The sequence below is a fragment of the Nocardioides sp. NBC_00850 genome, assembly GCF_045207335.1.
In the GTDB taxonomy this organism is placed as follows: Bacteria; Actinomycetota; Actinomycetes; order Propionibacteriales; family Nocardioidaceae; genus Nocardioides.
Genome location: NZ_CP108845.1, coordinates 1,160,942 through 1,187,128, shown reverse-complemented (window position 1 = coordinate 1,187,128; position 26,187 = coordinate 1,160,942). Strand labels below are relative to the sequence as shown.

General features: G+C 70.1%; 28 protein-coding genes. 23 read left to right on the top strand and 5 right to left on the bottom strand.

Annotated features, from left to right (window positions below; all coding sequences use genetic code 11):
• Positions 1-10 precede the first annotated feature (10 nt).
• Positions 11-826: an S-methyl-5'-thioadenosine phosphorylase gene (locus tag OH802_RS05830; protein ID WP_406025984.1), complete on the top strand. Its 816-nt coding sequence runs from the start codon at positions 11-13 to the stop codon at positions 824-826.
• A complete protein-coding gene (locus OH802_RS05825; protein ID WP_406025981.1) occupies positions 823-1,869 on the top strand; it encodes an NAD-dependent epimerase/dehydratase family protein in 1,047 nt (348 codons plus the stop codon). The genes OH802_RS05830 and OH802_RS05825 overlap by 4 nt, the downstream gene beginning before the upstream one ends.
• A 119-nt stretch (positions 1,870-1,988) precedes the next feature.
• Here OH802_RS05825 and OH802_RS05820 read toward each other — a convergent pair whose 3' ends face one another.
• Positions 1,989-2,246, bottom strand: a complete 258-nt coding sequence (locus OH802_RS05820; protein WP_406025979.1) for a hypothetical protein — start codon at positions 2,244-2,246, stop codon at positions 1,989-1,991.
• A gap of 124 nt (positions 2,247-2,370) precedes the next feature.
• Here OH802_RS05820 and OH802_RS05815 point away from each other — a divergent pair, with 124 nt between their 5' ends.
• Positions 2,371-3,123, top strand: a complete 753-nt coding sequence (locus OH802_RS05815; protein ID WP_406025977.1) for a hypothetical protein — start codon at positions 2,371-2,373, stop codon at positions 3,121-3,123.
• Between the two features lie 14 nt (positions 3,124-3,137).
• Here the strand turns inward: OH802_RS05815 and OH802_RS05810 are convergent, their stop codons facing one another.
• Positions 3,138-3,731: a TetR/AcrR family transcriptional regulator gene (locus OH802_RS05810; RefSeq protein WP_406025975.1), complete on the bottom strand. Its 594-nt coding sequence runs from the start codon at positions 3,729-3,731 to the stop codon at positions 3,138-3,140.
• Between the two features lie 365 nt (positions 3,732-4,096).
• Between OH802_RS05810 and OH802_RS05805 the strand changes: the two genes are divergently transcribed.
• The 3 genes from OH802_RS05805 to OH802_RS05795 all read left to right on the top strand — a co-directional run bounded on the left by OH802_RS05805 (position 4,097) and on the right by OH802_RS05795 (position 6,427).
• A complete protein-coding gene (locus OH802_RS05805; RefSeq protein ID WP_406025973.1) occupies positions 4,097-5,407 on the top strand; it encodes a helix-turn-helix domain-containing protein in 1,311 nt (436 codons plus the stop codon).
• A gap of 5 nt (positions 5,408-5,412) precedes the next feature.
• Positions 5,413-5,787 carry a hypothetical protein gene (locus OH802_RS05800; protein WP_406025971.1) on the top strand — a complete coding sequence of 125 codons (375 nt, stop codon included), beginning with the start codon at positions 5,413-5,415 and terminating at the stop codon, positions 5,785-5,787.
• A gap of 136 nt (positions 5,788-5,923) precedes the next feature.
• A complete protein-coding gene (locus tag OH802_RS05795) occupies positions 5,924-6,427 on the top strand; it encodes a hypothetical protein (RefSeq protein WP_406025969.1) in 504 nt (167 codons plus the stop codon).
• 74 nt (positions 6,428-6,501) lie between these two features.
• Here OH802_RS05795 and OH802_RS05790 read toward each other — a convergent pair whose 3' ends face one another.
• Positions 6,502-7,833, bottom strand: a complete 1,332-nt coding sequence (locus OH802_RS05790) for a hypothetical protein (protein ID WP_406025967.1) — start codon at positions 7,831-7,833, stop codon at positions 6,502-6,504.
• Between the two features lie 113 nt (positions 7,834-7,946).
• Between OH802_RS05790 and OH802_RS05785 the strand changes: the two genes are divergently transcribed.
• From OH802_RS05785 to OH802_RS05755, 7 genes are read left to right on the top strand one after another with little or no spacing between them, the layout of a single operon-like run.
• Positions 7,947-8,615 (top strand): glycosyltransferase family 2 protein, encoded by a 669-nt coding sequence (locus tag OH802_RS05785; RefSeq protein WP_406025965.1) that lies wholly within the window; start codon positions 7,947-7,949, stop codon positions 8,613-8,615.
• Positions 8,612-9,271 (top strand): DUF2064 domain-containing protein, encoded by a 660-nt coding sequence (locus tag OH802_RS05780; protein ID WP_406025963.1) that lies wholly within the window; start codon positions 8,612-8,614, stop codon positions 9,269-9,271. Before OH802_RS05785 ends, OH802_RS05780 begins: the two co-directional genes overlap by 4 nt.
• On the top strand, positions 9,268-9,960 hold the full coding sequence (locus OH802_RS05775) for a methyltransferase domain-containing protein (RefSeq protein WP_406025961.1): 693 nt from the start codon (positions 9,268-9,270) through the stop codon (positions 9,958-9,960). The genes OH802_RS05780 and OH802_RS05775 overlap by 4 nt, the downstream gene beginning before the upstream one ends.
• Positions 9,957-11,099, top strand: coding sequence for a molybdopterin-dependent oxidoreductase (locus OH802_RS05770; protein ID WP_406025959.1), 1,143 nt, complete (start codon positions 9,957-9,959; stop codon positions 11,097-11,099). Before OH802_RS05775 ends, OH802_RS05770 begins: the two co-directional genes overlap by 4 nt.
• Positions 11,099-11,533: a hypothetical protein gene (locus tag OH802_RS05765; protein ID WP_406025957.1), complete on the top strand. Its 435-nt coding sequence runs from the start codon at positions 11,099-11,101 to the stop codon at positions 11,531-11,533. The genes OH802_RS05770 and OH802_RS05765 overlap by 1 nt, the downstream gene beginning before the upstream one ends.
• A gap of 4 nt (positions 11,534-11,537) precedes the next feature.
• Positions 11,538-12,224, top strand: coding sequence for a response regulator transcription factor (locus tag OH802_RS05760; RefSeq protein ID WP_406025955.1), 687 nt, complete (start codon positions 11,538-11,540; stop codon positions 12,222-12,224).
• A complete protein-coding gene (locus OH802_RS05755) occupies positions 12,221-13,363 on the top strand; it encodes an ATP-binding protein (RefSeq protein WP_406025952.1) in 1,143 nt (380 codons plus the stop codon). The genes OH802_RS05760 and OH802_RS05755 overlap by 4 nt, the downstream gene beginning before the upstream one ends.
• Before the next feature lie 10 nt (positions 13,364-13,373).
• On the opposite strand, the gene OH802_RS05750 is transcribed toward OH802_RS05755, so the two are convergent.
• Positions 13,374-13,967, bottom strand: coding sequence for a PadR family transcriptional regulator (locus tag OH802_RS05750; protein WP_406025950.1), 594 nt, complete (start codon positions 13,965-13,967; stop codon positions 13,374-13,376).
• A 116-nt stretch (positions 13,968-14,083) separates the two neighbouring features.
• Here OH802_RS05750 and OH802_RS05745 point away from each other — a divergent pair, with 116 nt between their 5' ends.
• From OH802_RS05745 to OH802_RS05700, 10 genes are all read left to right on the top strand, one after another.
• Positions 14,084-15,187 (top strand): Rieske 2Fe-2S domain-containing protein, encoded by a 1,104-nt coding sequence (locus OH802_RS05745; protein WP_406025948.1) that lies wholly within the window; start codon positions 14,084-14,086, stop codon positions 15,185-15,187.
• Positions 15,188-15,197: 10 nt separating this feature from the next.
• On the top strand, positions 15,198-16,208 hold the full coding sequence (locus tag OH802_RS05740; RefSeq protein WP_406025946.1) for a PDR/VanB family oxidoreductase: 1,011 nt from the start codon (positions 15,198-15,200) through the stop codon (positions 16,206-16,208).
• Positions 16,209-16,233: 25 nt separating this feature from the next.
• The gene (locus OH802_RS05735) at positions 16,234-17,571 is read left to right on the top strand and encodes an MFS transporter (protein ID WP_406025944.1); all 1,338 of its coding nucleotides are present in this window, start codon (positions 16,234-16,236) and stop codon (positions 17,569-17,571) included.
• 101 nt (positions 17,572-17,672) lie between these two features.
• The gene (locus OH802_RS05730) at positions 17,673-18,350 is read left to right on the top strand and encodes a hypothetical protein (RefSeq protein ID WP_406025942.1); all 678 of its coding nucleotides are present in this window, start codon (positions 17,673-17,675) and stop codon (positions 18,348-18,350) included.
• A 72-nt stretch (positions 18,351-18,422) separates the two neighbouring features.
• Positions 18,423-19,010 carry a superoxide dismutase family protein gene (locus OH802_RS05725; RefSeq protein WP_406025940.1) on the top strand — a complete coding sequence of 196 codons (588 nt, stop codon included), beginning with the start codon at positions 18,423-18,425 and terminating at the stop codon, positions 19,008-19,010.
• Between the two features lie 50 nt (positions 19,011-19,060).
• A complete protein-coding gene (locus OH802_RS05720) occupies positions 19,061-19,549 on the top strand; it encodes a nucleoside deaminase (protein ID WP_406025938.1) in 489 nt (162 codons plus the stop codon).
• A 73-nt stretch (positions 19,550-19,622) separates the two neighbouring features.
• On the top strand, positions 19,623-20,228 hold the full coding sequence (locus OH802_RS05715; protein WP_406025935.1) for a TetR/AcrR family transcriptional regulator: 606 nt from the start codon (positions 19,623-19,625) through the stop codon (positions 20,226-20,228).
• Positions 20,229-20,327: 99 nt separating this feature from the next.
• Positions 20,328-21,920, top strand: coding sequence for an MDR family MFS transporter (locus OH802_RS05710; protein ID WP_406025933.1), 1,593 nt, complete (start codon positions 20,328-20,330; stop codon positions 21,918-21,920).
• A 91-nt stretch (positions 21,921-22,011) separates the two neighbouring features.
• A complete protein-coding gene (locus tag OH802_RS05705) occupies positions 22,012-24,471 on the top strand; it encodes a DUF6351 family protein (protein WP_406025931.1) in 2,460 nt (819 codons plus the stop codon).
• A 42-nt stretch (positions 24,472-24,513) separates the two neighbouring features.
• Positions 24,514-25,371, top strand: coding sequence for an alpha/beta hydrolase (locus OH802_RS05700; protein WP_406025929.1), 858 nt, complete (start codon positions 24,514-24,516; stop codon positions 25,369-25,371).
• A 20-nt stretch (positions 25,372-25,391) separates the two neighbouring features.
• On the opposite strand, the gene OH802_RS05695 is transcribed toward OH802_RS05700, so the two are convergent.
• The gene (locus tag OH802_RS05695) at positions 25,392-26,084 is read right to left on the bottom strand and encodes an SDR family NAD(P)-dependent oxidoreductase (protein ID WP_406025927.1); all 693 of its coding nucleotides are present in this window, start codon (positions 26,082-26,084) and stop codon (positions 25,392-25,394) included.
• Between the last annotated feature and the right edge of the window lie 103 nt (positions 26,085-26,187).

Below are 26,187 nucleotides of genomic sequence, written 5' to 3'. Positions count from 1 at the left end.
CAGTGAAGGCATGACTGGGCTGGACATGGGACAGGCACCCCGCGCCGAGGTCGGGGTCATCGGCGGGACCGGGCTCTACGAGTTCTTGACCGATGCCGAGGAGGTGGCGGTCGAGACCCCCTACGGCGATCCCTCCGCGCCGGTCACGGTGGGCACCGTCGCCGGCCGGTCGGTGGCCTTCGTGCCTCGCCACGGCCGTTCGCACGAGTACCCGCCGCACGCGATCCCCTACCGCGCCAACCTCTGGGCACTGAGGTCGCTCGGCGTGACCCAGGTGCTCTCCCCGAGCGCCGTCGGCGGCCTCCGGGCCGATGCCGTCGCGACCGGTGACCTGGTCACCCCCGACCAACTCGTCGACCGCACCTGGCGCCGGATCCCCAGCTATGTCGAGAGCGGCGCCACCCACGTACCTCTCGCCGACCCCTATTGCGCGCGGATCGCCAAGGCGTACATGGCCGCCGATCCGACGGTGAAGGTCGGCGGCACGCTCATCGTGATCGAGGGTCCGCGGTTCTCGACCCGCGCGGAGTCGATCCACCATGCCGCTCAGGGCTGGACGCTGGTCGGGATGACCGGCGCCCCGGAGGCGGCGCTCGCCCGCGAGCTGCGGATGTGTTACGCGCCGTTGTGCCTGGTCACCGACATGGACGCGGGCGCGGCCGAGGGCGAGGGCGTCGACGAGGACGACGTCTACGCGCTCTTCGCGGCCAACCTGGAGCGGATGCGGACCATCCTGGCCGACACGATCGAGGGCCTGCCCGACCCGGCCGGCTGCTCCTGCTCGACCTGGGCCGAGGGCAAGACCCTGGCCTACGAGATCCCATGAGGGTTCTGCTGACCGGGTCCGCCGGGTTCATCGGCACCGCGATCGGCCGGGTGCTGGAGGATGCCGGCCACGAGGTCGTACGCGTCGACGTGCTGTTGCCGATGGCTCACGGCGAGGCGGCCGAGGCGCCGCCCGGGACGAACCTCCTCGATGTCCGCGACGCCGGTGGCTGGGGCGACCTGCTGGACGGCATCGACGCGGTGTGCCACCAGGCCGCGGTCGTCGGTGCCGGGGTGACCGTGGCCGATCTCCCGCTGTACGCCGCGCACAACGACCTCGGCACCGCCGCGCTCCTGGCCGCGATGAGCGCACACGGGGTCTCCCGGCTGGTGCTCGCCTCCTCGATGGTCGTCTACGGCGAGGGCCGCTACGTCTGCGCGACCCACGGCGACCGGGTCCCGCCGCCACGCTCGCGGGCCGCGCTCGACTCCGGCGACTTCGAGAACCACTGCGACCTCTGCGGCGGCGCACTGACCTGGGCGGCGGTGGCCGAGTCGGCCCGGCTCGACCCGCGCAGCTCGTACGCAGCCAGCAAGGTCGCCCAGGAGCACTACGCCTCCGCCTGGGCCCGTCAGGCCGACGCGACGGCGATCGCGCTGCGCTACCACAACGTCTACGGGCCGCACATGCCCGCGGACACGCCCTACTCCGGGGTCGCCGCCATCTTCCGGTCCTCCCTGGAGCGGGGCGAGGCGCCGCAGGTGTTCGAGGACGGCGGCCAGCAGCGCGACTTCGTCCACGTCGACGACGTGGCCCGCGCCAACCTGGCGGCGCTGGAGGCGACCGCCGAGCGGTCACGTGGCGAGCTGGCGGCCTACAACATCGCGTCCGGGCACCCGGTCACGATCAGCGAGGTGGCCTCGCTGGTCGCACGCGGGACTCGGACGGAGGTGGAGCCGGTGGTCACCGGGCGCTACCGGATCGGCGACGTACGCCATGTCGTCGCCTCCCCGGAGCTCGCGGAGAAGGAGCTCGGCTTCCGTGCCGAGGTCCTGCCGGAGGTCGGTCTTCCGGCCTTCGCCACCGCGCCGCTGCGGACCTAGACGCAGCGTCGAGTCGCGCATTACGGCCGCCTGAGCGCTGTGCTCTTGAACGTAGATGACTTCGCCGCCGGAAGCGCTGTGGGTCGCAATGTCCTCGACTGACCCTCCAGCGGTTCCGACTACGGCCGCCCCTCACGGTAGCCCTCGATGTGCATGACTGGCGCGCCAGGGGGCATCACCTCGGCGTTGGGCGCGTGGAGGGCTACCAGCCTGTTGACCTCGGCCTCGTCGCCGGTTCCCTCTCGAACGCGAACCTGGATGCTGGGCACCATCCGTGGGGAGTTGGTGACCTTGAATCCGGCGGCGGTGAGCGAGGCGGTGAGCGTGGCTCGCGTGGGCCCCGGCATGATTCCGAACGTCATGAACGATTGCGACATGCCCTGAGCGTGCCGTTGGGTGATGTCGGCGCGTGGCTTCTCGCCGTGGGTGGGATACCGCAGATCTGGTATCGAAGGTCGACGCAGGGCTTGGCGAGCGCCGTCGTCTAAGCAGACTCGGCGGGTGACTGACTCGCTCCCGCCGCCGTCGCCTGTTGGTCCTGAGGGCATTCTCGTCATTCGCGGGGCGTCGTTTCAGATCCGAGATCTGGTGCTCACGCTGAGCGTTGACGGAAGCCCTGCCGGTGGGTCCATGCGCCCGATGCTCTCGTGGGACATCTGGCCGCTTTGGCTTCGAGTCGCGATTGATCACGAGGCGGCTGCTCGTCGGTTTCGAGCCGAGCTGCTGACTGCGGACGGGCCCGAGAATGACCGGCGCCGCCCACTCCTTGTCGGGGAGGAGACACGAGCAGGCATGGTGGCTGTCACGGCAGGTGCGTTCACTTTTGAAGCGCTTGCTCTGTCGGCCGCATCCAAGGCGGGGCTGTCGACTGCTGGCATCGGCAGCAACTCGGGCACCGGAGCTCGCGTCGCTGAGGTCCTCAAGCAGTGCTTCGCCATACCTCAGAGCGAGTTCAACAATTGGCGGGCCGGCATCAAGGGTCTCTTTCGTGCGCGTAACGAGGCGGTCCACTCCGACGCCGGCTTCCACGACCCGCTTCCGCATCCGGCACTTCGGGCAGGCGTGCCACGCCCGGTGCACGTCTATCGGCTGGAAAACGCGACCGAGACTGTTGATGGGGCCCTGAGGACGGTGCTGGCGCTGAGCACGATCCCACGCCAGCGTCATGGCCGGGTCCTGCGTGATGCCGCCGCGGCGTGGAAGACGATCGCCGAGGAACTCCGCGACCATCGCCAGAACCTCACCGTTGAATAGGCGCTAGTGCTGACTCAGTCTCCGCCCTCTGGGACGTCCAGCAGGTCCAGGAGGGTCTCCGCGGTCTTCTGGGCCAGCTCTATGCGGGCCGGCGCTACGCCGCACAGACGCAGGCATGATGACGCGATCCAGACGGCGTCGTCGAGGCCGATGCGGCGGCCGGCGTTGCGGAGGCCGATGACCTCCTCGACGGTGTGGACCAACTGCTCTCCGAGCCGTGCTGTGCCGAGTCGGCCTAGTACGTCGGGTGAGGTGATCGGCTCGGCCAGGCGGGCATAGGTCGCGGCTAGATGGTCGCGGGCGGCGGTGAACTCTTCGAAGCCCTCGACCTGGGCGACGTCGGGGGCGAGGTAGCCGATGTTGTGAGGGGCCCCGGCCAGCGTACGTACGTCGGTCAGCGCCACGAGATAGAAAACCGTGTCGGGGTCGTCGGTGAGCGACTCGATCCGGGCCAGGCTGTCCACCGTTGGCCGGATGGTCTGGCTCAGAAGCTCGGAGAGGATCTCGTCCTTGCCGGCGAAGTGGTAGTAGAGGGAGGCCTGCCGAATCCCGACCGCCTCGGCGATCTCTCGCGTCGAGGTGGCGGCGTAGCCCCTGCTGGTGAACAACTGTGCCGCCGCGTCGAGGATCTGCTCACGCGGTGTGCCTGTGTGCTTTTGGGGCAGGAGGCGAGGCCGTCCGGGCCCTCCGCCTCGTTTACCGCTGGCTGATGCTGAACTCACGCCGGTGCTCCGTGCTGTCAGGGTGGGGACGGCTGCTGGTTTGCTGACCCCCGGCACCGGTGACTCGTCAGAATCCGTTGGGGAGGATCTCGCGGGAGACTCGATCGCCTGCCTCGGGGTTCGTCGTTCGGTCGGTGCCGGGTGTCGTTCTCAAGCCTGCTCAGGCTGCGGGACCGTCGGAACGTTCGAATGCTGCCCTTCCGCTGCCCTTGGCCTGCCCTTCGGTGCTCAAACCTGATTCAATGCCGGGGGTGGAGACGTGGACGGGGGCAGAAGCGCGGCTGCTGCGTAAGGTGGCGCTGCGTCTGAGCCTGCGTGACTTCGCCGACCACCTGGGCATCCCGTCGCGCACGGTCTCGAAGTGGGAGCAGGGCGGTGCGTCCCGCGTGCCACGGCCGCATATGCAAGCCATGCTCGACACTGTTCTAGAACGCGCCGACCCTGCTGCCCGGATCCGGTTCGAGGCAGCCATTGCAGAGCGTCAGGTCGCACTCGTACACCCTGCGCCCGCGGTGGACGTCGTCCTGGATCAGGCCCGGGGTCTGGAGTTTGACGACATGAGCCGGCGCGAGTTGCTGCGGCTGATGACGATGGCCGGAACGCTCATCGCGATGACCGGACTCGAAGACGGCATCGACTGGGACCGCGTCGAGCACATTGGCCGAGTCGATCCCGAGACCATCAGCGAGTACGCCGCTCTCAACGGCCACTTGTGGCGAGTCTTCGCCCTGGCGAAAACGAAACGCCACACCTATCCGATCGTGCGCGAGCACCTCGGCGTGCTTGTCGCGGCTCTGCAGCGCACGCACAGCGAAGAGGTTCATCGGGAGGTGTGCGCCTTGATCGCTGACCTCTTCCAGTTGGCCGGGGAAATTTTCTTCGACAGCAACCGCTACACCGACGCTGCGCACTGCTACACCCTGGCCGCCTCGGCAGGGAAGGAAGCCGGCGCAAATGACCTGTGGGCGACCGCGCTGACCCGCCATGCCTTCATCGGGGTCTACGAGCACCAGCACGCCGAGGCCCGGCCCATGCTTGACCTGGCCGCCGGAGTCGCCTCCAAGGGTGACCCCGGGCTGTCGACGCGCTTCTGGGTGAGCACCGTTCAGGCGCAGGTTCATGCCGGGCTCGGTGACCTCGGCGCATGTCAGCGCGCCCTCGACCATGCCGCCGACGTTCACCACCTGACCGGCCAGATCCACACCGATGGATGGTTGCGGTTCGACGGCTCACGCCTCCCAGAAGAGCGGGGCGCCTGCTACGTCACGCTGCAGCGTGCCGACCTCGCCGAACAGGCCCTCGACACAGCCCTGAGCATGGACATCTCGGCCCGTAGACGCGGCGGCGTTCTGACCGACCTCGCGTCTCTCGGGCTTCAGCAAGGCGACATCGATCAACTCATCGTTCACGCAGACGCCGCGGTCGAGGTCGCCCAAAACACAGGCTCAGGATGGGTGGAACGCAAACTCACCGGCCTGAACAAGCAGCTCATCCCGCTGATGGGTGAGCCGAGAGTGAACCAGCTCAGCCAGAAGTTGGCGTCGTTCACAGCGGCACCATGACAACAATGAAGGAGAAGACTTTGTCGGTCGACCAGGGACGTGTCTTTCGTGAGGCATGGATTGCCGGAGTACGGAAGCACTACCCAGGAGAGCCCAAAGCGGGCTACGTAGCCCCGTGGGAGGAGACGCCTGACTGGGAGCGCGCGAGCGCGGCGGCGGTGTACGAGCAGGTTCGGGCCTTCGTCCAGACCTCAGACGGCGCGACGGCCAAGCTCACCCGTGAGCAGAAGGGCCGCTTCGTCGCTCTGTGCTGGATCGCTCAGATCTTCAAGCACTTCCCCGACCCCAAGCCGTCCTACGTCGCCGACTGGGCGGACATGTCGGAGTGGCAGCGTGAGACCGACGCGGACATCTTCGAGCACATCGAGCAAGCGGGGTAGCCGTACGCAGCACGTAGGAGAGCCCCGAGGTCATCTGATCTCGGGGCTCTTGGGTTGGATCGTCCGTCCTTGAAATTGATGACGCTCGCCGTTGGGTGGCCCGCCCGAGGCAAAGGTCCCTGGCAGCCTGCCGGGCGTGGATGACACCGCCGACATCATCGGAGTCCTCGGGTTCGCCTTGGCCACGGTCAGCCTCATCTGGCAGGTCGCTCAATGGTTCTTGGCCGTGGGGCGTGCGCGGTGTTTTCTGGTTCGCGCTTTCGGCACCGAGGAGGTCTTACCAGGGGTGCTCGGGGTCGACCCAGAGGGGCACTCGTCGTTCATCGGCGTCGAGGTTCACAACATCGGCCGCGCGCCGTTGGTGGTGAGGTACTACGGCGTGGTTCCCGAGTTTCCGCCCGAGCGAAGCCTGCTTAAGCGATTCAAGTTCAAGATGGGGTGGAGTGGCTGGCGATACGGGCCCGACCTTCCACATGCGATCAACGCAGGTGACTCTGCAACCTGGTGGGTGCCACTAGAACAGGTTCGTGATCAGACCTCCACCACCGTCCCAACCGTGACCCGGGTACGGATGAGAATCATCACCGCTCATGGGCGAGCGGTCATGACGAAGGATTCCTACGAGCTGTCCAAGATCTAGGTCGAGTGCCGGTTCAGGCCCGCCGTCCCAGTCCTGATCCTCGGCTCGTTATGACGAGCCGACTCGGCGGGGTCTCACCAGCTCGTGTAGAGCAGGTGCTGGACGAGCAGCGCGGTGAGGAGCTGCAGGGCCAGGCCAGGCCGTCGCCAGCGCTCCGGCAGCAGGGCGCAGCCGAGGGTGAGCCAGGGCATGAACGGCAGCCAGATCCGTTCCACCTCAGCCCGGCTCATCTGGGAGGCGTCGGCGAGGGCGACCATGACCACCGCGGCCGCGACCAGGACGACGACCACCCGGTCGACCTGTTCGCGGCGGGCGGCCCAGGTGGCACCGAGCCCGGCGCCGACGAGCGGCCCGGCGCTGATCGCGAGCGCCGCCAGGTTCCCCCAGGTCCAGTAGGCGCCCGGACGCTTGTCGGCCAACCCGTCCCAGTAGCGATCGACCAGCACCGGATACGCCTCCCACCAGGCGAAACCGCCGGCGGCGAAGGTGAGCACCACCGCGAGCGCCGATGCCGCCGCGACCGGCAGCACCCACCAGCCTCTCCCGAGCCAGAGCACCGCCAGGGCGAGCACGCCGGTGAGCGGGAGGCCGTACGACATCATCACGACGTAGCCCAGGAGCAGGCCGGCCAGGACCGCCCACGGCCAGCCCCGGCCGACCCCGGCCCGGCAGGCGAGGGCCAGGCAGCACATCCCCCAGGCGACCGCGACCGCCATCACCGCATCGGCCGAGATCGCCAGGAACACCGCGCTCGGAGACAGGACCAGGTACGGCGCCGCCGCCCGAGCCGCATCCTCGGCGCCGAGGACCCGGACCGTCGTCATGACCGCCAGCGGCAAGGTCGCGGCGAGCGCGATGACGACCAGGCCCGCGGCGAGGTCTCCACCGAGACCGACCTTCACCAGGAGCACGAAGAAGAGCACCATCCCGGGCGGGTGGCCGGCGATGTGCACCGGCCAGTTCCCCTCCGGGGCGTCGTAGGGGATCCGGGAGACGTACTCGCGCAGCAGCCCCGGGACGTCGTCGACCGCCCTGGCCGTCTCGAGGTACTCCGTCGGGTTCCCCAGCACCCGCGAGATGCCCTCGGGACCGTCCACCAGCGCCAGCGCCAGCAGCCACACCAGGCCCGCGGCGTAAGCGACCAGGAGCAGGCGCCGCCAGGGCAGCCGCCTCGCCATCGGGTCTGCCCAGCGCAGCGACGCGAGCGCGAGCAGGACCGCGGGGAGCGTGCCGATACCCACCTTGACCTGCGGATATCCGTGGAGCGGAGGGAACGTGCCGTCATCGAGGTGCACGCGCGGCCACACCCGCCAGTCGAGCAGCGGCGGCACGACGACGGCCGTCACGATGAGCACGACCGTGATGACGAGCCCCACCATGGCGGCGCGGTGAGCTGAGGAGTTCACGACTGCGAGCGTAGGTCCGCGACGACTCGATGGTCGCCGACGCACGGGCCCCGTCACCGGACCGTAAGATCTGCGGGCCCCATCGGCGGTGGCGCGTTCCTAGAGTCGATCGCATGGCCGAGACCAGTCCAGATATAGACCTTGTGCTGCCCTGCCGCGACGAGGCTGCAGCTCTGCGCGAGTTGCTGCCGCGCGTACCGGCGGGACTCTCCGTGATCGTCGTCGACAACGGCTCGACCGACGGCACTGCCGACGTCGCCCGCGCGCAGGGGGCGCGGGTGGTGTCGGAGTCGCGACCGGGATACGGCGCGGCGGTGCACGCCGGGCTGCTGGCTGCGACCGCGCCCTATGTCGTGGTGATGGACGGCGACGGCTCCTTCGATCCCGCGGCCGCGCTGCCTCTGGTCGAGACGATCAGGCGTGACGAGGCCGACCTGGCCCTGGGCTGCCGCAGGCCAGTGACCCCCGGCGCCCAGCCCTGGCACGCCAGAGTCGGCAACCGGCTGGTCCTGGCCGCGCTGCGGCGTCGAACCGGTCTGCGGGTACGTGACATCGCCCCGCTACGCGCGGCCCGCCGGGAGGCGCTGCTCAGCATCGGCGTGGAGGACCGTCGCTCGGGCTATCCGGTCGAGCTCCTCGATCGCGCGGCCCGCGCCGGCTGGCGGGTCCACGAGATCGACGTCGACTACCACCCTCGGACCGCAGGGACCCGCTCGAAGGTCTCCGGCTCCGTGCGGGGCAGTCTGCGGGCGGCGTACGACTTCTGGCGGGTGCTTTCGTGACGGGGCCGACGCTCCTGCTCGTCGCCAAGGCACCGGTGCCTGGTCTGGTGAAGACCCGGCTGGCGGCCGACGTCGGGGAGGCGACCGCCACGGCTGTCGCGGCGGCCGCGCTGCTCGACACGATCGAGACGTGCACACTCGCGGTGGGGCCGGACAGGTGCCGACTCGCCCTCTCCGGTGACCTCGCCGACGGGGTCCGGGCGGACGAGATCCGGACCGCGCTCACCGGGTGGACCATCGCCCCGCAGCGCGGGAACGGACTCGGCGAGCGGCTCGCGAACGCCCACGCCGAGGTCACCGGACCGGTCGTGCAGATCGGCATGGACACCCCGCAGGTGACCCCGGCCGGGCTGCTGGCCGTGGCCGACGGCGTGGATGCGGCCGATGCCGTGCTCGCTCCGGCCGAGGACGGCGGCTGGTGGGCCCTGGCGCTCCACGACCCGTCGGCGGCCACCGCGCTGCGTGACGTATCCATGTCGACCCCCCAGACGTACGCAGCCACCCGCTCCGCCCTCGAAGCACTCGGCCTCCGGGTCGCCGCCGGTGAGCGGCAGCGCGACGTCGACCACCTCGCCGACGTCGCGCCCGTCGCCGCAGCCGCCCCCGGGACCCGGTTCGCGAAGATCGCGGCCGAGATCGCGCGGGTCGCCCGATGACCGCCGTAACGGCCGAGTCGGCGTTCGCGCATGCCTTCGCCAGCGAGGAGTGCCGGGTGGTGAGCGTCGACGGCATGGCCTCGCGACTTCCGGTCGAGGACTGGACCCGCACCGCCGACGCGGCGGACCTCGCCCTGCTCTCCTACTGCGCCGGACCGACGGTCGATCTCGGCTGCGGCCCCGGCAGGATGACCGCCGCGCTCGCCGCCCGGGGTCTGCCGTCCCTCGGCGTCGACGTCGTCCCCGAGGCCGTTGTCGAGACCGAGGCCCGCGGTGGCCGCGCGGTCTGTCGCGACCTCTTCGAGCCGTTGCCCGGTGAGGGCTGGTGGACGACCGCTCTTCTCGCCGACGGCAACGTCGGGATCGGCGGGGACCCGCTCGCCCTGCTCGCCCGCGTACGCCGGCTGCTCGTGCCGGGCGGCCGGGTGGTCGCCGAGGTGCATCCGCCCGGGACGCCGAGCGGCCCAATGCTCGCGGAGCTGGTCTGCGACTGCGGTGGCTCCTCGCAGTTCCCCTGGGCGGTCGTCAGCGCCGACGCGATCGGATCGATCGCCGCCGAGGTCGGACTCGCGGTGAGGCGGCTCGAGCCGCTCCCGCATCGGCGGGCACTGCCCCGCCCGTCAGCCCCGACCCCGCTCACCCCCGCCGGTGACCGCTGGGTCGCCGTACTCGTGGAGGACGCCGCATGAGAATCCCCTCGGAGGACTCGTTCAGCTCGCGTCTGCGCAGCGCCGCCGTCGCCGCGCGGGTCGGACTGTGGCTCGGGATCTGCTTCCTGGTCGCGCTCGTGACCGGCCTGATCAGCCACTACGCCCAGCTCGACCATCAGCCGGTGCCGCTTCCGGCCAGCCCGTCGCGGCTCTACCAGCTCACCCAGGGCCTGCACGTCGTCGCCGGCACCGCCGCGATCCCGCTGCTGCTGGTCAAGCTGTGGGTCGTCTTCCCCAAGCTCTTCCAGCCGCTGCCGCGGCAGGTCCGCGAGGCACTGCCGACGGCGCTGGAGCGCGGCTCGATCGCCATCCTGGTCAGTACGTCGATCGTCCAGCTCACCACCGGTCTGCTCAACGTCGCACAGTGGTACCCGTGGGGCTTCAGCTTCCGCAGCACCCACTACGCGCTCGCGTTCGTCGCCGTCGGAGCGCTGCTGGTGCACATCGCGGTGAAGCTGCCGGTCGTACGCGACGCCCTGAAGGGCGACGTCGACGACACCTCCCACGACCGGCCGAACGCGGTCCGGCCCGGGCCGGTCAGCCGGCGCGGCGTGCTGGCCCTGGCGGGCACGTCCGCGGTCGCTGCCGCCGTGCTCTACGCCGCCGGCACCGTTCCCGGCGTCGGCCGCATCGCGGTCCTGTCCCCACGGTCGCGGAAACAGGGCATCCCGATCAACCGGACCGCCCACTCAGCCGGCGTGGTGGCCGAAGCGAGCAGCGCTGCCTATCGGCTCGAGGTCGTCCACGGCGCCACGACGCGGTCGCTGACCCGCGACGACCTGGTCGCCATGGAGCAGCGGAACCACACCCTCCCGATCGCCTGCGTCGAGGGCTGGAGCGTCGCCGGCGAGTGGGGCGGCGTACGTCTCCGCGACCTGCTCGACCTGGTCGGCGCCCCGCGCGGGCGCGACGTGCGGGTCCGGTCGATCCAGACGTTCAGCGCCTCCGCGGACACGGTGCTTCCGCCGAACTTCGCCGACGACGACCGGACCCTGATGGCCCTCATGCTCGACGGCGAGACGCTCTCGATGGACCACGGCTACCCGGTCCGGCTGATCGCGCCCGACCGTCCCGGGGTCATGCAGACCAAATGGGTCTCCCGGATCGAGGTGCTCTGATGAGAGGCATGCGCGGAGGGCTGATCCTGCTCGGGGCGGTCGGGATGGCGTACGGCGCCTGGCTGCTGGTGAGCCGGCAGGACCTCGGCCAGATCGTCGAGGTCGCCGTCTGGCTGGCGGCGGCGGTCGTGATCCACGACGGGATCCTGGCGCCGGTGGTGCTCGGGCTCGGGTGGGTCGGAGGCCGGCTGCTGCCCCGAGCTGTCGCCCGCGGCGCCGTGACGGTGCTCGTGCTCCTGGGGCCGGCGGCGCTGGTCGCGATCCCGGTCCTCGGCCGGTTCGGCGCGAAGCCGGACAACCCGACGCTCCTCGACCGCGACTACACCCAGGGGCTGCTGGTCTTCGCGGCTCTGTGCGTGTGCGCCGGTGTCGCCGTCGCGCTCGGCGAACTACGCTCACGACAGCCCGCCCGGTCGAACGTCGAGGAGGAATAGACCCATGGCACGCGTGCTCGTCGTCGACGACGACCTCACCGTTCGCGAGGTGCTGGCCTCCTACCTGCGCGCGGGTTCGCACGACGTCGTCGAGGCCGGCGATGGCGAACAGGCGCTGCGTGCGATGAGCGAGCGGCCCGCCGACATCGTCATCCTCGACCTGATGCTGCCCGGCATCGACGGGCTGGAGGTGTGCCGCCGGCTGCGGCAGGCGGGCGAGGTGCCGATCATCATGCTCACCGCGCTCGGCAGCGAGGCCGACCGGATCATGGGGCTCGAGCTGGGCGCCGACGACTACGTCGGCAAGCCGTTCAGCCCGCGGGAGCTGGTGCTGCGCGTCGACTCGGTGCTCAAGCGCACCGGCCACTCCGGCGAGGGCGGCGTCGTCTCAGACGGCTCCTTGGTGGTCGACGCCGACCGGCGGGTAGCGACCAACGCCGGGGCGGAGCTGTCCTTGACCACCCGGGAGTTCGACCTGCTCCGCTACCTGATCGGCCACCCCGGCAAGGCCTTCACCCGCGAGGACCTGCTCGAGCACGTCTGGGGATGGACGATCGGCGACCGCTCGACGGTCACGGTCCACGTACGCCGGCTGCGGGAGAAGATCGAGTCCGACCCGACCCGGCCGGAGCGGCTGGTGACGGTCTGGGGCGTCGGCTACCGCTGGGAGACCGCGGAGGTGGGCGCGTGAAGACCGCAGATGCCGTCCAGATCGCCCTCGTCGCCGCGGGCGCCGGTCTCACCGTCGGTCTGGCCGGGCTCCTGGTCGCCTGGCTGACGCGCCGCTGGTCGATCCGCTGGCAGCTCACCCTGGTCGCAGCCGTCGCGGTGCTGACGGTCTTCGGTGGCGTACTCGGGATCGCGTGGCTGATGTTCCTCTCCGGCCACGACCTGCAGGTCATCACCGTGGTCACCTCGATCGCCGTGGTGGTGGCGATCCTGGTGGCATTCGTCATCGGCTCCGCGATGGTGCGCTGGTCGGGCGCGGTCCAGCAGCAGGCCCGGGAGATGGCGCTCGGAGGTCATCAGCAGCCTGCGGAGAGCGGACCGCGAGAGCTCCGGTCGCTGTCTGCCGAGCTCGCCGAGACCCAGCGGCGGCTCGAGGAGGCGAGCGCACGGGAGGCCCGGCTCGAGGAGTCCCGGCGCGAGCTGGTCTCCTGGGTGGCCCACGACCTGCGTACGCCGCTCTCGGGGCTCCGGGCGATGGCCGAGGCGCTCGAGGACGGGATCGCCGCCGACCCCCACCGCTACCACCAGCGCATCCGCGTCGAGGTCGAGCGTCTGGCCCGGCTCGTGGACGACCTCTTCGAGCTCTCCCGGATCCAAGCCGGTGCCCTCACCCTGACACCGGAGCCGGTCCTGCTCGGCGACCTGGTCAGCGAGGCGCTGGCCGGGGCCGACCCGGTCGCCCGGGAGCGGCGGGTCCGCCTCGGTGGCCAGGTCGAGGACGGCCTCGAGATCACCGCAGACCCGGCAAGCCTGTCCCGCGTCGTCTCCAACCTGCTGATGAACGCCATCCGGCACACCCCCGCGGACGGCACGGTGGAGGTGCACTGTCGGTTGGCCCCCGGAGACGTACGCAGCGTCGACCTCAGCGTCAGCGACGGCTGTGGCGGCCTGGATCCCAGTGACATGGAGCGGGTCTTCGACCTCGGCTGGCAGGGCAGCTCCGCGCGCACCCCGACCGCACCCGAGGGCGCGGGCGCTCAGGGCGCCGGGTTCGGTCTCGCCATCGTCAAGGGTCTCGTCGACGCGCACCGCGGCAGGGTCTGGGTGGAGAACCTTCCGGCCGCGACCGGCTGCCGGTTCCACGTACGCCTGCCGGCATGACCGCGCCGGCTCAGTCGACGGTCGAGCCCTCCAGCTCGTCGACGAGCACGAGGCCGCGCTCGGCCCAGGCGACCGCGGCACGGGCCTGGTCGATCAGGCCGTCGTAGGCGAATATCTTGTAGCGCACGATCCGGTCCCACTGGCTCGCGTCGTAGTGCTCGAGGCGTCGGGCCAGCGTGGGGTGGCTACGGTCGACGAGCGTGGCGCGGGTGGCCTCGAGCATCGCCAGATGCTCGGTCCAGTGGTCACGGAACTGCTCCAGCTCGGCGCGCGCGGCGCCGGGTTCGGCCCACTCCAGGTAGGCCGCCTTGAGGTAGGCGGGCTCCCGCTGCCGGCGGATCTCGATGGGCTCGTCCATCCACTCCCGGAAAGCCTTCACCCCGGCCTTGGTGACGGCGTACTCCTTCTTGGTGCCCTTCTTGCCCCACGGCACGACCGCTGACTCGAGCAGGCCGTCGCGCTCCATCCGGTTCAGCTCCGGGTAGATCTGCGAGTCGGGAGCGTGCCAGACGTGGGCCACCGACTGGCTGAACTGCTTGGAGACGTCATAGCCGGTCATCGGGCGTGAGGTGAGCAGCGCGAGCAGCGCGAACCTCAGCGACATCGTGACCCCCTCTTCACGCAGTGACTGTGGCGCGAGCGTACCCGCCTCTTGCCACTAACTATAGAGATAGGTAGTTTGTGACGAGCACAACACCTATCTCCATAGGGAGTTTCCACATGACCATCCTGGATTCGCCTCCGGTCACCGCCGCCAGCAAGATCTTCAACTTCCCCCGCAACGCCTGGTACGTCGCGGCCTGGGACCACGAGGTGACCGCGAAGCAGCCGCTCGCCCGCACCATCGCCGACCGCCCGCTGGCGCTGTGGCGCAACAGCGACGGTCGCGCCGTCGCCCTGGCCGACGCCTGCTGGCACCGGCTGGCGCCGCTGTCGAAGGGCAAGGTGCTCGGCGACGAGATCCAGTGCCCGTACCACGGGCTGCGCTACAACTCGGCCGGCCGCTGCACGAGCATGCCCGCGCAGGAGACGATCAACCCGAGCGCGATCGTCCCGTCCTACCCGGTCGTGGAGCGTCATCGCTACGTGTGGGTGTGGGTGGGCGACCCCGACCTCGCCGACCCCGACGCCGTGCCCGACATGCACCAGATGGACTCCCCGGAGTGGGCCGGCGACGGCGAGACGATCTACGCGCCCTGCAACTACCAGCTCGTGCTCGACAACCTGATGGACCTCACCCACGAGGAGTTCGTGCACAGCTCGAGCATCGGGCAGGACGAGCTCTCCGAGGCCGAGTTCGAGGTGAGCCATTCCGACCGCGGCGTGACCGTGACCCGCTGGATGCGCGACATCGACGCGCCCCCGTTCTGGTTGAAGAACATGCGCGACCGGTTCCCCGGCTTCAGCGGGAAGGTCGACCGCTGGCAGATCATCCACTTCGAGGCCCCCTCGACGATCCGCATCGACGTCGGCGTCGCCAAGGCCGGCACCGGCGCCCCCGAGGGCGACCGCAGCCAGGGCGTCAACGGCTTCGTGATGAACACGATCACCCCCGAGACCGCGCGCACGTCGCACTACTTCTGGGCCTTCATGCGCAACTACCGACTGGAGAGCCAGACGATCACGACCCAGCTGCGCCAGAGCGTCCACGGTGTCTTCGGTGAGGACGAGGAGATGCTGGCCGCCCAGCAGCGCGCGATCGATGCCAACCCGGACCACGAGTTCTACAGCCTCAACATCGACGCCGGTGGGATGTGGGTACGCCGGATCCTGGACCGCATGCTGCAGGCGGAGGGTCTCCCCGCCGCCGCGGCTGCGAAGTGAGGCAGCCGCCATGGCAGTGAACACCCAGACCTGGTGGCAACAGGGCCGTGTGGTCGAGACCGATGACCTCGCCGAAGGCGTACGCCGCATCGTGCTCTGCCCCGACCGCCCCGTCCATGCCGCGCCCGGCACCCACATCGACCTCCGGCTCGACCTCGACGGGCACGTCCGCAAGCGGTCCTACTCCGTCGTACGCTCCGAGGACGGCGGTCGCCGGCTCACTCTCGGGGTGCAGCTGGCCGCGAGCTCTCGCGGCGGGTCCCGCCACATGCACGGCCTCCGCGTGGGGGACGTGGTCGAGATGACCGGCCCGGTCCAGAGCTTCCCGCTCGGGGTCGGCGCCGACCGCTACGTGCTGGTCGCCGGCGGCATCGGCATCACCGCGCTGGTGGCGATGGCCGACACCCTGCGCCGCCGCGGCGCCGACTACACGCTCGTCCTGGCCGGCCGGCGGCGTGCGGTCATGGCCCACCTCGACGAGCTCGTCCAGGTGCACGGCGATCGCGTGCGGGTGTTCGTCGACGACGAGGACGTACGCCTCGACGTGGAGGCGCTCGTCGGCGAGATCGCCGACTCCCCGGCTGCGGCGAGGACCGAGATGTACATGTGTGGGCCGATCCGGCTGATGGACGCGATCCGCCGCGCCTGGGTGGCTCATGAGCTGCCGGAGCCCAACCTCCGGTTCGAGACCTTCGGCAGCAGCGGCGCCTGGGCGGCGGAGGACTTCGTCGTGCACCTCCCCCAGCTCGACCGCTCCGTCCGCGTCGGCAAGGACAGCTCGATGCTCGACGCGCTCGAAGACGCCGGCGTCGACGTGATGTGGGACTGCCGCAAGGGCGAGTGCGGGATCTGCCAGGTCAAGGTCCTCGACGTCAGCGGCCGCATCGACCACCGCGACGTGTTCCTGAGCCAACAGCAGAAGGAGACGTACGCGTCCTTGTGCCTCTGCGTCGCTCGCGCCGCCCGCGGCGAACCCGGCGATACCGGCGAACCGGCCGCCGTGACCCTGCATCTTCCGTGAACCCCCACCCCGAAAGAGACCCGAGATGAACCTTCGTGCGCGCATCGACGCCGCCGCGATGACTCCTTACCAGTGGATGGTCGTCGCCCTCTGCGTCCTGCTGAACTGTCTGGACGGATTCGACGTGATGGCGATGGCCTTCACCGCCTCCTCGCTGACCGAGGAGTTCGCGCTGAGCGGCTCGGAGCTCGGCGTGCTGCTGAGCGCCGGGCTCGTCGGCATGGCGGTCGGCTCGCTGGCGCTGGCTCCGGTCGCCGACGTCATCGGACGCCGGCCGCTGATCCTGATCAGCGTCGGCCTGGCGACCCTCGGCATGCTGCTCTCCGCGGTCGCACCGTCCGCCGTCCTGCTCGGCCTAGCCCGCGTCGTCACCGGGCTCGGGGTCGGCGGCATCCTGGCCAGCACCAACGTGATCGCAAGCGAGTACGCCTCGGCGCGCTGGCGCGGTCTGGCGATCGGCCTCTACACGGCGGGGTACGGCATCGGCGCCACCCTGGGCGGCGTGGCCGCGCGCGGCATGCTGGCCGACCTCGGCTGGCGCAGCGTCTTCGTCGCCGGCGGGGTCGCGACCGGGATCGCGCTGATTCTTCTCGTGGTGCTGCTGCCCGAGTCGGTCGACTTCCTGGTCCAGCGGCGTCCGCGGCAGGCCGTCGAGCGGATCAACCGGATCCTCGGGCGGCTCGGCCAGCCCGCGATCACCTCGGACGCACTGGAGGCCGCGCCGCGGCCGACGACCCGGCACCGCAGCGGCAACCCCAGCGTACTGCTGAGCGCTGACCTGCGCCGCTCGACCCTGCTCATCTGGGTGGCGTTCCTGGCCACGATGTTCGGCTTCTACTTCGTCAACAGCTGGACCCCGCAGCTGCTGGTGACCTCGGGCATGGCCGAGGCGGACGCGGTCACCGCCGGCATGATGCTGGCGCTGGGCGGCACCGCCGGCTCGGTCCTCTACGGCCTCGTCGCCTCCCGGCTGGACAGCCGCTTGGTCCTGATCGGCTTCACGGTGCTGTCGTCGCTGACGATGGTCGTCTTCATCACCAGCACGGCCCTGCTCACCGTCGCGCTGATCATCGGCGTGCTCGTCGGAGCTCTCATCAACGGCTGCATCGCCGGCCTCTACACGATCACCCCAGCCGTCTACGGCACCGAGATCCGCAGCACCGGCATGGGCTGGGCGATCGGTATCGGCCGCATCGGGGCGATCCTGTCGCCGATGCTCGCCGGGCGCCTGCTCGACGCCTCGTGGACGCCGGTCAACCTGTACGTCGGCGCTGCCGTCGTGGTCGCGATCTCCGCCATCGCGCTGCTGTTCCTGCGGACCGGGCGGGCTGCCCGGACCGTTCCGGACATGGCCTCGGCCTAGGCGCGGGGATTCGGCCCGTCCCGGCTGCAACCGGGACGGGCCGTGGACCGTCTAGATCGGCAGGACGCCCGCTCGGGGCGTACGACCGACGAGGAGTCACCATGTCCACATCCCGCATCCAGCTCCGTGCTGCGCTCGCGGCGACCGCCGTGGTCGGTCTGCTCGGCCTGGCCGGGTGCGGGAGCGACCCGGCCCCCTCGGCCGGCTCGCCCTCCGCCGCCCCCTCCTCCTCAGCCCCGTCCGCAGCTCCCTCCTCGGAACCGCCCGCGACTCCCACGCCGACACCGGCCCCGTCGGAGGTCCCGATCACGGCCACTCCGACGCCGAACCTCGACTGGGGCGGCCCGTTGGCTCCCGGGTCCTTCGGGAAGATCAAGGCCGAGGGCAACGTACGGTCTCTCGTGCAGCAGGGCTGGATGACCCGCGACACCGCGCGCGAGGAGGCCTGCGAGGGCAAGCACTGGAAGTGGGCCGACCAGGTCGGCGACGGCGTCGACGTCACCTACGACCAGCAGGGCGAGATCGTCTCGTTCGGGATGAGCAAGCCCGTCCTGGAGACCGCTCGCGGCGTCACGATCGGCGACTCCCTGATGGTCCTCAAGGACATCTACGGGACCGGCGCCCAGCAGACCAACGACTACGGCCAGACGACCTGGGTCGTCAAGGACGGCGACCGCTGGATCGGCTTCCTGCTCTCCGGCAACACCCGCGACGCGAAGATCGAGTTCATCGAGGTCTCCGTCGGACGCCAGCCCGGCCTGCTCCGCGACGGCTGCTGATCCCTCGCGCCGGTCGCCTCCACCGCGGCGTACGGTGGAGGCGACCGGATCCCGTTCTCGTGGAGGTATCCCATGTCCCGTCGTGCAACGGCTGCCGCACTCGCCGCGTGTGGCCTGCTGACCCTCTCCGCCTGCGGGGAGGGGGCAGATGCTGACCCGGACGATCGCAACGAGGTGAGCGCGAGGTTCGCCGATCCCGAGGGGAAGAGGGTCGGGACCGTCGAGATCGAGGAGGACGACGGGGCCACCCAGATCAGCGTCCGGGTGAGCGGCCTGTCGGCCGGCTACCACGGCTTCCACGTGCACACGACCGGCAAGTGCGAAGCCGACAGCGCTGCCCCGGACGACCCGTCGAAGACCGGCGACTTCCTCTCCGCGGGCGGCCACCTCAACCCCGACGACAGCGCCCACGGTGAGCACCTCGGCGACCTGCCCGCGCTCCTCGTGAACGAGGACGGCACCGCCAGCCTGGAGTTCACCGGCCCCTTCACGCTCGACGAACTCCGCGACGCTGACGGCAGCGCGGTCATGATCCACGCCGGCCGGGACAACTACGCCAACGTCCCGGAGCGCTACGCCCCCGAGGGCCCGGACGAGGACACCACCAAGACCGGTGACGCCGGTGACCGGATCGCCTGCGCGGTGATCGAGGCCGGCTGACCGTTGTGAAATGAAGCGACGTACGCCGCCTGGGACAGCAGACTGGAACGGTGACCACCGATCTGACCCAGACTGACATGGACCACCTGCGACGTTGCCTGGAGCTTGCGGCCGAGGCGCTGGCTGACGGCGACGGCCCGTTCGGGTCCGTCCTGGCCGACAGCGCCGGCAACGCGCTTCAGGAGGGTCGCAACCGAGAGCACTCGACCGGCGACCCGACCGCGCACCCGGAGATCGAGCTCGCCCGCTGGGCGGCGATCCACCTCGACCCCGCGACCCGGGCCGGGGCGACGGTCTACACCTCCGGCGAGCACTGCCCGATGTGCTCGGCGGCGCATGGCTGGTCAGGGGTCGGGCGGATCGTCTACATCGCTTCCTCCGAGCAGCTGACGCAGTGGCGGGCCGGCTGGGGTGCCGGCGAGTCGCCGGTACGAGCGCTGCCGATCCAGGAGGTCGCGCCCGCCGTCGAGGTCGTCGGTCCTGTCCCCGAGCTCGTCGAGGAGATCCGCGCGCTGCACCAGGCGGCTGCGGGGGCCTGAGCGCCTTCGGTGTAACCCCCAACACATTATTCTTGCATTGACTGCAACTTGCACTCGCTGCAAGAATAGTGCCGTGTCCACGTCTGCCCCTCCTTCGAACGCCCGCGAGCGTCAGAAGCGGGAGCGTCGGCTGGCGCTGATCGAGGCTGCTCAGCGACTGGTCGGCGAGCGTGGGCTCGATGACGTCACCGTGGAGGAGATCAGCTCCGCGGCGGGGTTGTCGACGCGTACGTTCTTCAACTACTTCGACTCCAAGGACGACGCGGTCCTCGGTATCCAGGAGATCGACCTGGACGCCGAGGTGCGCGCGCAGTTCGTCTCCGGCGGGCCGTCGGGGCGGCTGATGACCGACCTGGAGGCGCTGGTGGCGGGATTCCTCAGGAATGCCGCTCCCAACATCGAGCAGGGCGAGCGGGCGATGCGGCTGATGGTCTCCGAACCCCGCCTCGTCCAGCGACACATCGCCTGGCACCAGCGCGTCATCGGCGAGCTCGAGCAGCTGCTCGCCGAGCGACGCACGGCACGGCCCTCCCCTGTCGACGACGACACGATCGGGATGGTCGCCGGGCTGCTGATGCGATCGAGCGCGCTCGCGTGGGCGCGATCAGGCTACGAGGGCGATGCGGCGGCGCATCTGCCCGAGGCCGTCGCCCAGCTCCGCCTGCTCCTCGACGACTAGCCGCAGCTCTCTCGGGACTTCTCATGTCACACGGGACCCGTGTGTCACCACCGTCTTCAACCCCTGCCTGTTCAACTCCCGCCTGGAAGGTCCAACCCCATGAGTCAAACGGTCGCGCCCGACGCGCCCGACAAGCCGTTGGTCGTGCTGACGCCGCGTACGATCTGGCTGATCTTCGGTGCCCTGATGGCCTCGATGTTCCTCTCCTCCCTCGACCAGACGATCGTGAGCACGGCGATGCCGACGATCGTCGGGGAGCTCGACGGGGTCGAGCACCAGGGGTGGGTGATCACCTCCTACATCATGGCGATCGCGATCGTGATGCCGCTGTACGGGAAGTTCGGCGACCTCTGGGGTCGCCGCTGGCCGTTCCTGGTCGCCGTCGCCCTGTTCACGCTCGGCTCGCTCTTGGGCGGGATGGCGCAGACCTTCCCCGAGCTGGTCGCCGCCCGCGGTCTCCAGGGGCTCGGCGGTGGCGGGCTGATGATCCTGTCCCAGGCGATCATCGCCGACATCGTGCCGGCCTCCGAGCGCGGTAAGTACATGGGCCCGATGGGCGCCCTCTTCGGCATCTCCGCCGTCATCGGGCCGCTTCTCGGTGGCTGGCTCACCGACGGCCCGGGCTGGCGCTGGACCTTCTGGATCAACGTACCGGTCGGCATCATCGCGTTCGCCGTGGCCTGGTTCGCCCTGCGGCTGCCCTCGCACCGCTCCGGGCGCCCGGTCGACTGGCTGGGGATCATGTTCATGGTGCTCTCCACCTGCGGCATCGTGCTGCTGACCTCATGGGAGTCGCTCGGCCACGACGGCTACGACTGGTCCTCGCCGCAGCTGCTCGGCCTCCTCGTCGGCACCCTGGCCTCGGTGGCCGCCTTCATCGTCACCGAGACCCTCGCGCCCGAGCCGCTGATCCCGCTGCGCCTCTTCAAGAACCCCACCTTCACGGTGACCACGCTGATCGGCCTGGTGCTCGGGATGGGCATGTTCTCGGCGATGGCGATGCTGCCGACGTTCCTGCAGATGTCGACCGGTGCCTCGATCACCAGCTCCGGACTGCTGATGCTGCCGATGATGGCCGGCATGATGCTGACCGCGATCGGCTCGGGCATCGCGATCTCGAAGACGGGCCGCTACAAGATCTTCCCGATCGCCGGTCTGCTCATCACCGCGGCCGGCATCGCCTGGCTGACCACGATCACCGGCGACATGTCGATGGTCGTCTTCGGGCTGATGATCTTCGTGCTCGGCGCCGGGATGGGCCTGGTCATGCAGACCATCGTGCTCGCCGTCCAGAACGCCGTCGACCCGCACGAGCTCGGCACCGCGACCTCGGCGAACAACTTCTTCCGGGAGATCGGTGCGACTGTCGGTACGGCGCTGTTCACGACCGTGTTCACCACGCGACTGTCCGACAACTTCGGTGGCCTGGCCGAGAAGATGGCCTCCTCGGGGATGATGCCCGCCGACGGCGCCGGCTTCTCCGGTGGGAGCCTCACCCCGGCTGCTGTCGAGCAGCTGCCCGAGCCGCTCCACACCTGGGTCGTCGATGCCTTCACCGAGGCGCTCGCACCGGCGTTCTGGTACCTCGTACCGCTGATCCTCCTCGGTCTCGCGCTCGCGCTGTTCCTCAAGGAGGTCAAGCTCTCCGACGAGGCCGGCATGGTCGCCCGCGGGGAGGCGGTCGCAGGCTGAGCTTCCTTGACGGTCGCCGTGGCAGGGGGCATTCTCCTGTCACGGCGAGCGTCCGCTCGAGGGACGTGCGCAGCTCTCGGAAAGGCATGCCATGCCCGCTCGCGCCCTGCCCCTCTCGATCGCGACGGTGTCCGCCCTCGTCGCGAGCATGCTGCTCGGTGTGGCACCTGCCCCGGCGGCACCCGCTCCGGCCGAGGACATCGTCCTGGAGACGCTCTCCAACCGGGCCGACCTGGTCTTCGACGACAACGCCCTGGTGCGGATCACGCTGCCTGACGGGGCGGACGCCGACGACCTGCGGGTCTGGCTGAAGCGGAGCCCGAAGCAATCAAGGGGGCTGGGCGACACCCGCCACTCGTCGAGCCGCAAGGGTGACCGCGACGTCACCGCGGCCTTCGCCGAGCGGCCCAACGGCGAGATCGAGGGCGTCGTACGCGGCCTGCGGGTCGGGACCAACGAGCTGACCGCACGCCTGCCTGACGGTCGCGGCGCCTGGCTCACGATCACCAACCACCCACGCGGCGGACCGATCTTCTCCGGACCTCAGCTGCAGCCGTGGCGCTGCCAGCCGACCGCGACGGACGCACAGTGCAACCAGGAGCCGACGATCAGCTGGCTCTACCGGTCCACCAACCCGCTGCTCGACGGTCTCCAGCCCTACGACCCCGCGGACCCGCCTCGCGACGTCGCCACCACGACCACCGACGAGGGCGTGACGGTGCCGTTCGTCGTACGTGTCGAGACCGGCTACCAGAACCGCGACCAGTACCGGATCGCCGTGCTCTGGCAGCCGGGCAAGCCGTGGCAGCGCTGGCAGCCACAGCAGCAGTGGAACAACAAGCTGTTCATCCCGCACGGTGGCAGCTGCGGGGTGGACCACGAGACCGGGACCGCGCCGACCGCCGACTACGCCGGCACCTTCGACCTCGGCATCCCGGTCGTCGCGGACGCCCTCGGGGACAGCCCGACCGTCGCCCTCGGCCGCGGCTTCGCGATGCTCTCCACCGCGCTGGCCAACACCGGCCACAACTGCAACGTGTCGAGCGCGGCCGAGTCGCTGATGATGGCCAAGGAGCATCTCGTCGAGACGTACGGCGACCTGCGCTACACGATCGGCAGCGGCTGCTCCGGCGGCTCGATCGCCCAGCAGACGATCGCGAACGCCTACCCCGGGATCTACCAGGGCCTGGTCGTGACCTGCTCCTACCCCGACTCGCTCTCGCCGGGCCTGCAGTTCTCCGACTATCACCTGCTCCGCAAGTACTTCGAGAGCTCCGAACGCCTCACCGACGGCAAGTTCTGGAACCCGCTGCAGTGGGCGGCGGTCGAGGGCCACCTGCTGCCGCTCAACGCGGTCACCGCCGACGAGGGCCTGTTCAAGCAGGCGGTCATGCCGACGCACCCGTGCGCCGGGGTCAGCGACCAGGAGCGCTACGACGCCGCCCGCAACCCCGGCGGCGTACGTTGCTCGATCATCGACGGTGCGATCAACGTCTTCGGGCCGCGGCCGGAGAGTGTGTGGACACCCCAGGAGAAGCAGATCGGGCGCGGCTTCGCGGGCTCGCCGCTGGACAACACCGGCGTGCAGTACGGCCTCGAGGCGCTGCGCTCCGGGGCGATCACGCCGGAGCAGTTCGTCGACGTCAACGAGAAGATCGGCGGGCTCGACATCGACGTCCGGCCGCGGGCACAGCGCTCGGTCGCGGACCCGACGGCGCTCACCAACGCCTACCGCAGCGGGATGGTCAACACCGCCAGCAACCTCTCCGACGTGGCGATCATCGACCACCGCGGACCGGACCCGGGCGTCGCACACGACGCGCGCTGGGCCTGGGCGATGCGCGACCGGCTGACCCGGGAGCAGGGTCACGCCGACAACCAGGTGATCTGGTACGGCGTGACACCCCTCATCGGAGACCCGAGCTACTCCAAGGAGGCGCTGCTCGCGATGGACCGCTGGCTGGCCTCGGTCGAGGCGGACGAGCGCGACGTACCGCTGGCCGACAAGGTGGTCCAGGACCGTCCCGGCGACCTGCACGACCGGTGCACCCAGACCCAGGGCATCTCCAGCGAGGACGGCCTGTTCCTGCCAGTCGCCGACCCGCTCGTGGACGACCTGACCGGCGGCGCGCTCGACGGCCTGAACGGTGCCGTCAACCCGGTCCTGGACCCGGCGCTGAACCTTGTCGTCGACCCGGTCTCGGACCTGGTGTGCGGGCTCGGACCGGTCAGCGACCTGGTCAAGACCGACTTCGCGACACCGCGGATCGTGGCCGGCGACAACAACTACTCCGACAACGCCAAGTGCCAGCTCAAGCCGCTGCGTCGCACTGACGACTACGGCGCCTTCGGTCTCAGCGATGCGCAGTGGACCCGGTTGGAGGCGGCCTTCCCCGAAGGGGTGTGCGACTACAGCAAGCCGGGCGTCGGCTTCACGGAGACCGTCCCGTGGCTGACCTACCAGCGCGCCGACGGCTCGGTCGTCTACGGAGGTACGCCGATGGGTGAGGCGCCGCGGTCGGCTCCGTTCGGTGGTGTGGCCGACGAATAAAAGGCCAGCCGCCATCGCCGACTCGCGGCTAAGGTCTCGCCCATGTCTTCCCCGGAGCCGACCTTCGTCCTCGTCCACGGCGCCTTCGCCAACTCGTTCTCGTTCGCACCGCTGCAGGCCGAGCTGGCGCTACGCGGGCTCCGCTCCCTCGCGGTCGACCTCCCCGGCCACGGCTTCGAGGCGACGTTCCCGGCGGCCTACCAGGCGCCCCAGGACCTCGCCGAGCTCGCTTCGGCCCCGGGCGGGATCAAGGGCGTCACCCTCGCCGACAACGTGGCTCGTCTCGTCTCGGTGCTAGAGCGGGCCAAGGAGCACGGCCCGGTGATCGTCGTCGCGCACAGCCGAGGCGGGATCACTCTGACCGCGACCGCCAACGCCCGCCCGGACCTGATCGACTCGATGGTCTACGTCTCGGCCTGGGCCCCGGTGGAGCTGGATGCGGTGGCGTACAACGCCGAGCCGGAGATGGCCTCCTTCGACGCCTCCGCGCTGATCGGCGCGGCCGCCGCGAACCCCGCCGACGTCGGCCTGCTGCGCTGCAACTTCCGCACCGCCTCCCCCGAGGTCCTCGCCGGTCTCAAGCACGCCTTCATGGCCGACGGCACCGACGACGAGTTCCGTACGTTCCTCAACACCTTCCAGCCCGACGAGAACCTCGACGCCGGCGGCTCCGAGGACCGCGCCCAGGCTTCAACCTGGGGAACGGTGCCCCGTGCGTTCGTACGCCTCAGCGAGGACGTCAGCATGCCGCCGGCGATGCAGGAACGACTGATCCGCGAGGGCGACGCCCTCACCCCGGACAACCCGTACGCCGTCCACACCCTGAGGTCGAGCCACCTCGGCTGGCTCGTCCACCCCGCGCCGGCCGCCGACCTCCTCGCGGAGATCGCGGCCGGCTGACCAGACCGCTCAGCCGGGACTCACCACGGCACCGGACCGTCGGCATCGACGAACGTCCCTGACGGGGCGTCGTCGGGCAGGGTCGCAGCGCGGACGACCACCTCGGCGGCCTGGTCCGCCGTCGTGGGTGCGTTGTCCCGGTTGATCGGGGTCAGGTCGGTCTGCACGAATCCCGGACACACCGAGGTCACCTTGACGGGAGTCTCGGTGAGCGCCTTCGCCAGCGCGATGGTCACGTTGTTCAGCGCCGCCTTGGACGACTGGTAGGCGGGCAGGACCATGCCGTAGTAGGGAGATTCCGGGTTGGTCTGATCCGTCAGTGACCCCATCGTGGAGGTCACGTTCACGATGCGCCCCGCCTCGCTCTTGCGGATGAGCGGCAGGAACGCCTCCAGGACCGCGACCGCGCCGATCAGGTTGGTCTCGTAGGTGATCCGGAACATCTCGAGATCGACGACCTCGGCCGGGTCAGGGTTGGTGGCCTCCGGAAGGACGCCCGCGTTGTTGACCAGCACGTCGAGGTGACCGTACGTCGCGGCGACATGGTCAGCAGCACGCTGCACGCTGTCGCGGTCGGTGACGTCCAGCTGGAGTGCCGAGGCCGAGTGGCCGTCGCGGTTGAGCCGTTCGACCTCTGCCTCGAGGGTCTCGGGACGGCGGGCGGTCAGGATGACGTTGTTGCCGCTCTGGGCCCAAGTGGCGTGCCGTGGCATCGCCGATACCGCGGCTGGCTCCGGTGACAAGGGCGACCTTCATGTGCTTCCCATCGTTCGAATTGGTTGCTTCATGAACCATTCAACCGATGTCGGTCCGTCA

Bases quoted from the DNA above. Each gene is read 5' to 3' on its own strand.
- OH802_RS05730 (WP_406025942.1), top strand. From the start codon at position 17,673: ATGTCCACATCCCGCATCCAGCTCCGTGCTGCGCTCGCGGCGACCGCC.
- OH802_RS05770 (WP_406025959.1), top strand. From the start codon at position 9,957: ATGAGAATCCCCTCGGAGGACTCGTTCAGCTCGCGTCTGCGCAGCGCC.
- OH802_RS05760 (WP_406025955.1), top strand. From the start codon at position 11,538: ATGGCACGCGTGCTCGTCGTCGACGACGACCTCACCGTTCGCGAGGTG.
- OH802_RS05750 (WP_406025950.1), bottom strand. From the start codon at position 13,967: ATGTCGCTGAGGTTCGCGCTGCTCGCGCTGCTCACCTCACGCCCGATG.
- OH802_RS05765 (WP_406025957.1), top strand. From the start codon at position 11,099: ATGAGAGGCATGCGCGGAGGGCTGATCCTGCTCGGGGCGGTCGGGATG.
- OH802_RS05705 (WP_406025931.1), top strand. From the start codon at position 22,012: ATGCCCGCTCGCGCCCTGCCCCTCTCGATCGCGACGGTGTCCGCCCTC.
- OH802_RS05825 (WP_406025981.1), top strand. From the start codon at position 823: ATGAGGGTTCTGCTGACCGGGTCCGCCGGGTTCATCGGCACCGCGATC.
- OH802_RS05830 (WP_406025984.1), top strand. From the start codon at position 11: ATGACTGGGCTGGACATGGGACAGGCACCCCGCGCCGAGGTCGGGGTC.
- OH802_RS05785 (WP_406025965.1), top strand. From the start codon at position 7,947: ATGGCCGAGACCAGTCCAGATATAGACCTTGTGCTGCCCTGCCGCGAC.
- OH802_RS05745 (WP_406025948.1), top strand. From the start codon at position 14,084: ATGACCATCCTGGATTCGCCTCCGGTCACCGCCGCCAGCAAGATCTTC.
- OH802_RS05710 (WP_406025933.1), top strand. From the start codon at position 20,328: ATGAGTCAAACGGTCGCGCCCGACGCGCCCGACAAGCCGTTGGTCGTG.
- OH802_RS05700 (WP_406025929.1), top strand. From the start codon at position 24,514: ATGTCTTCCCCGGAGCCGACCTTCGTCCTCGTCCACGGCGCCTTCGCC.
- OH802_RS05775 (WP_406025961.1), top strand. From the start codon at position 9,268: ATGACCGCCGTAACGGCCGAGTCGGCGTTCGCGCATGCCTTCGCCAGC.
- OH802_RS05695 (WP_406025927.1), bottom strand. From the start codon at position 26,084: ATGCCACGGCACGCCACTTGGGCCCAGAGCGGCAACAACGTCATCCTG.
- OH802_RS05800 (WP_406025971.1), top strand. From the start codon at position 5,413: ATGAAGGAGAAGACTTTGTCGGTCGACCAGGGACGTGTCTTTCGTGAG.
- OH802_RS05735 (WP_406025944.1), top strand. From the start codon at position 16,234: ATGAACCTTCGTGCGCGCATCGACGCCGCCGCGATGACTCCTTACCAG.
- OH802_RS05725 (WP_406025940.1), top strand. From the start codon at position 18,423: ATGTCCCGTCGTGCAACGGCTGCCGCACTCGCCGCGTGTGGCCTGCTG.
- OH802_RS05740 (WP_406025946.1), top strand. From the start codon at position 15,198: ATGGCAGTGAACACCCAGACCTGGTGGCAACAGGGCCGTGTGGTCGAG.
- OH802_RS05820 (WP_406025979.1), bottom strand. From the start codon at position 2,246: ATGTCGCAATCGTTCATGACGTTCGGAATCATGCCGGGGCCCACGCGA.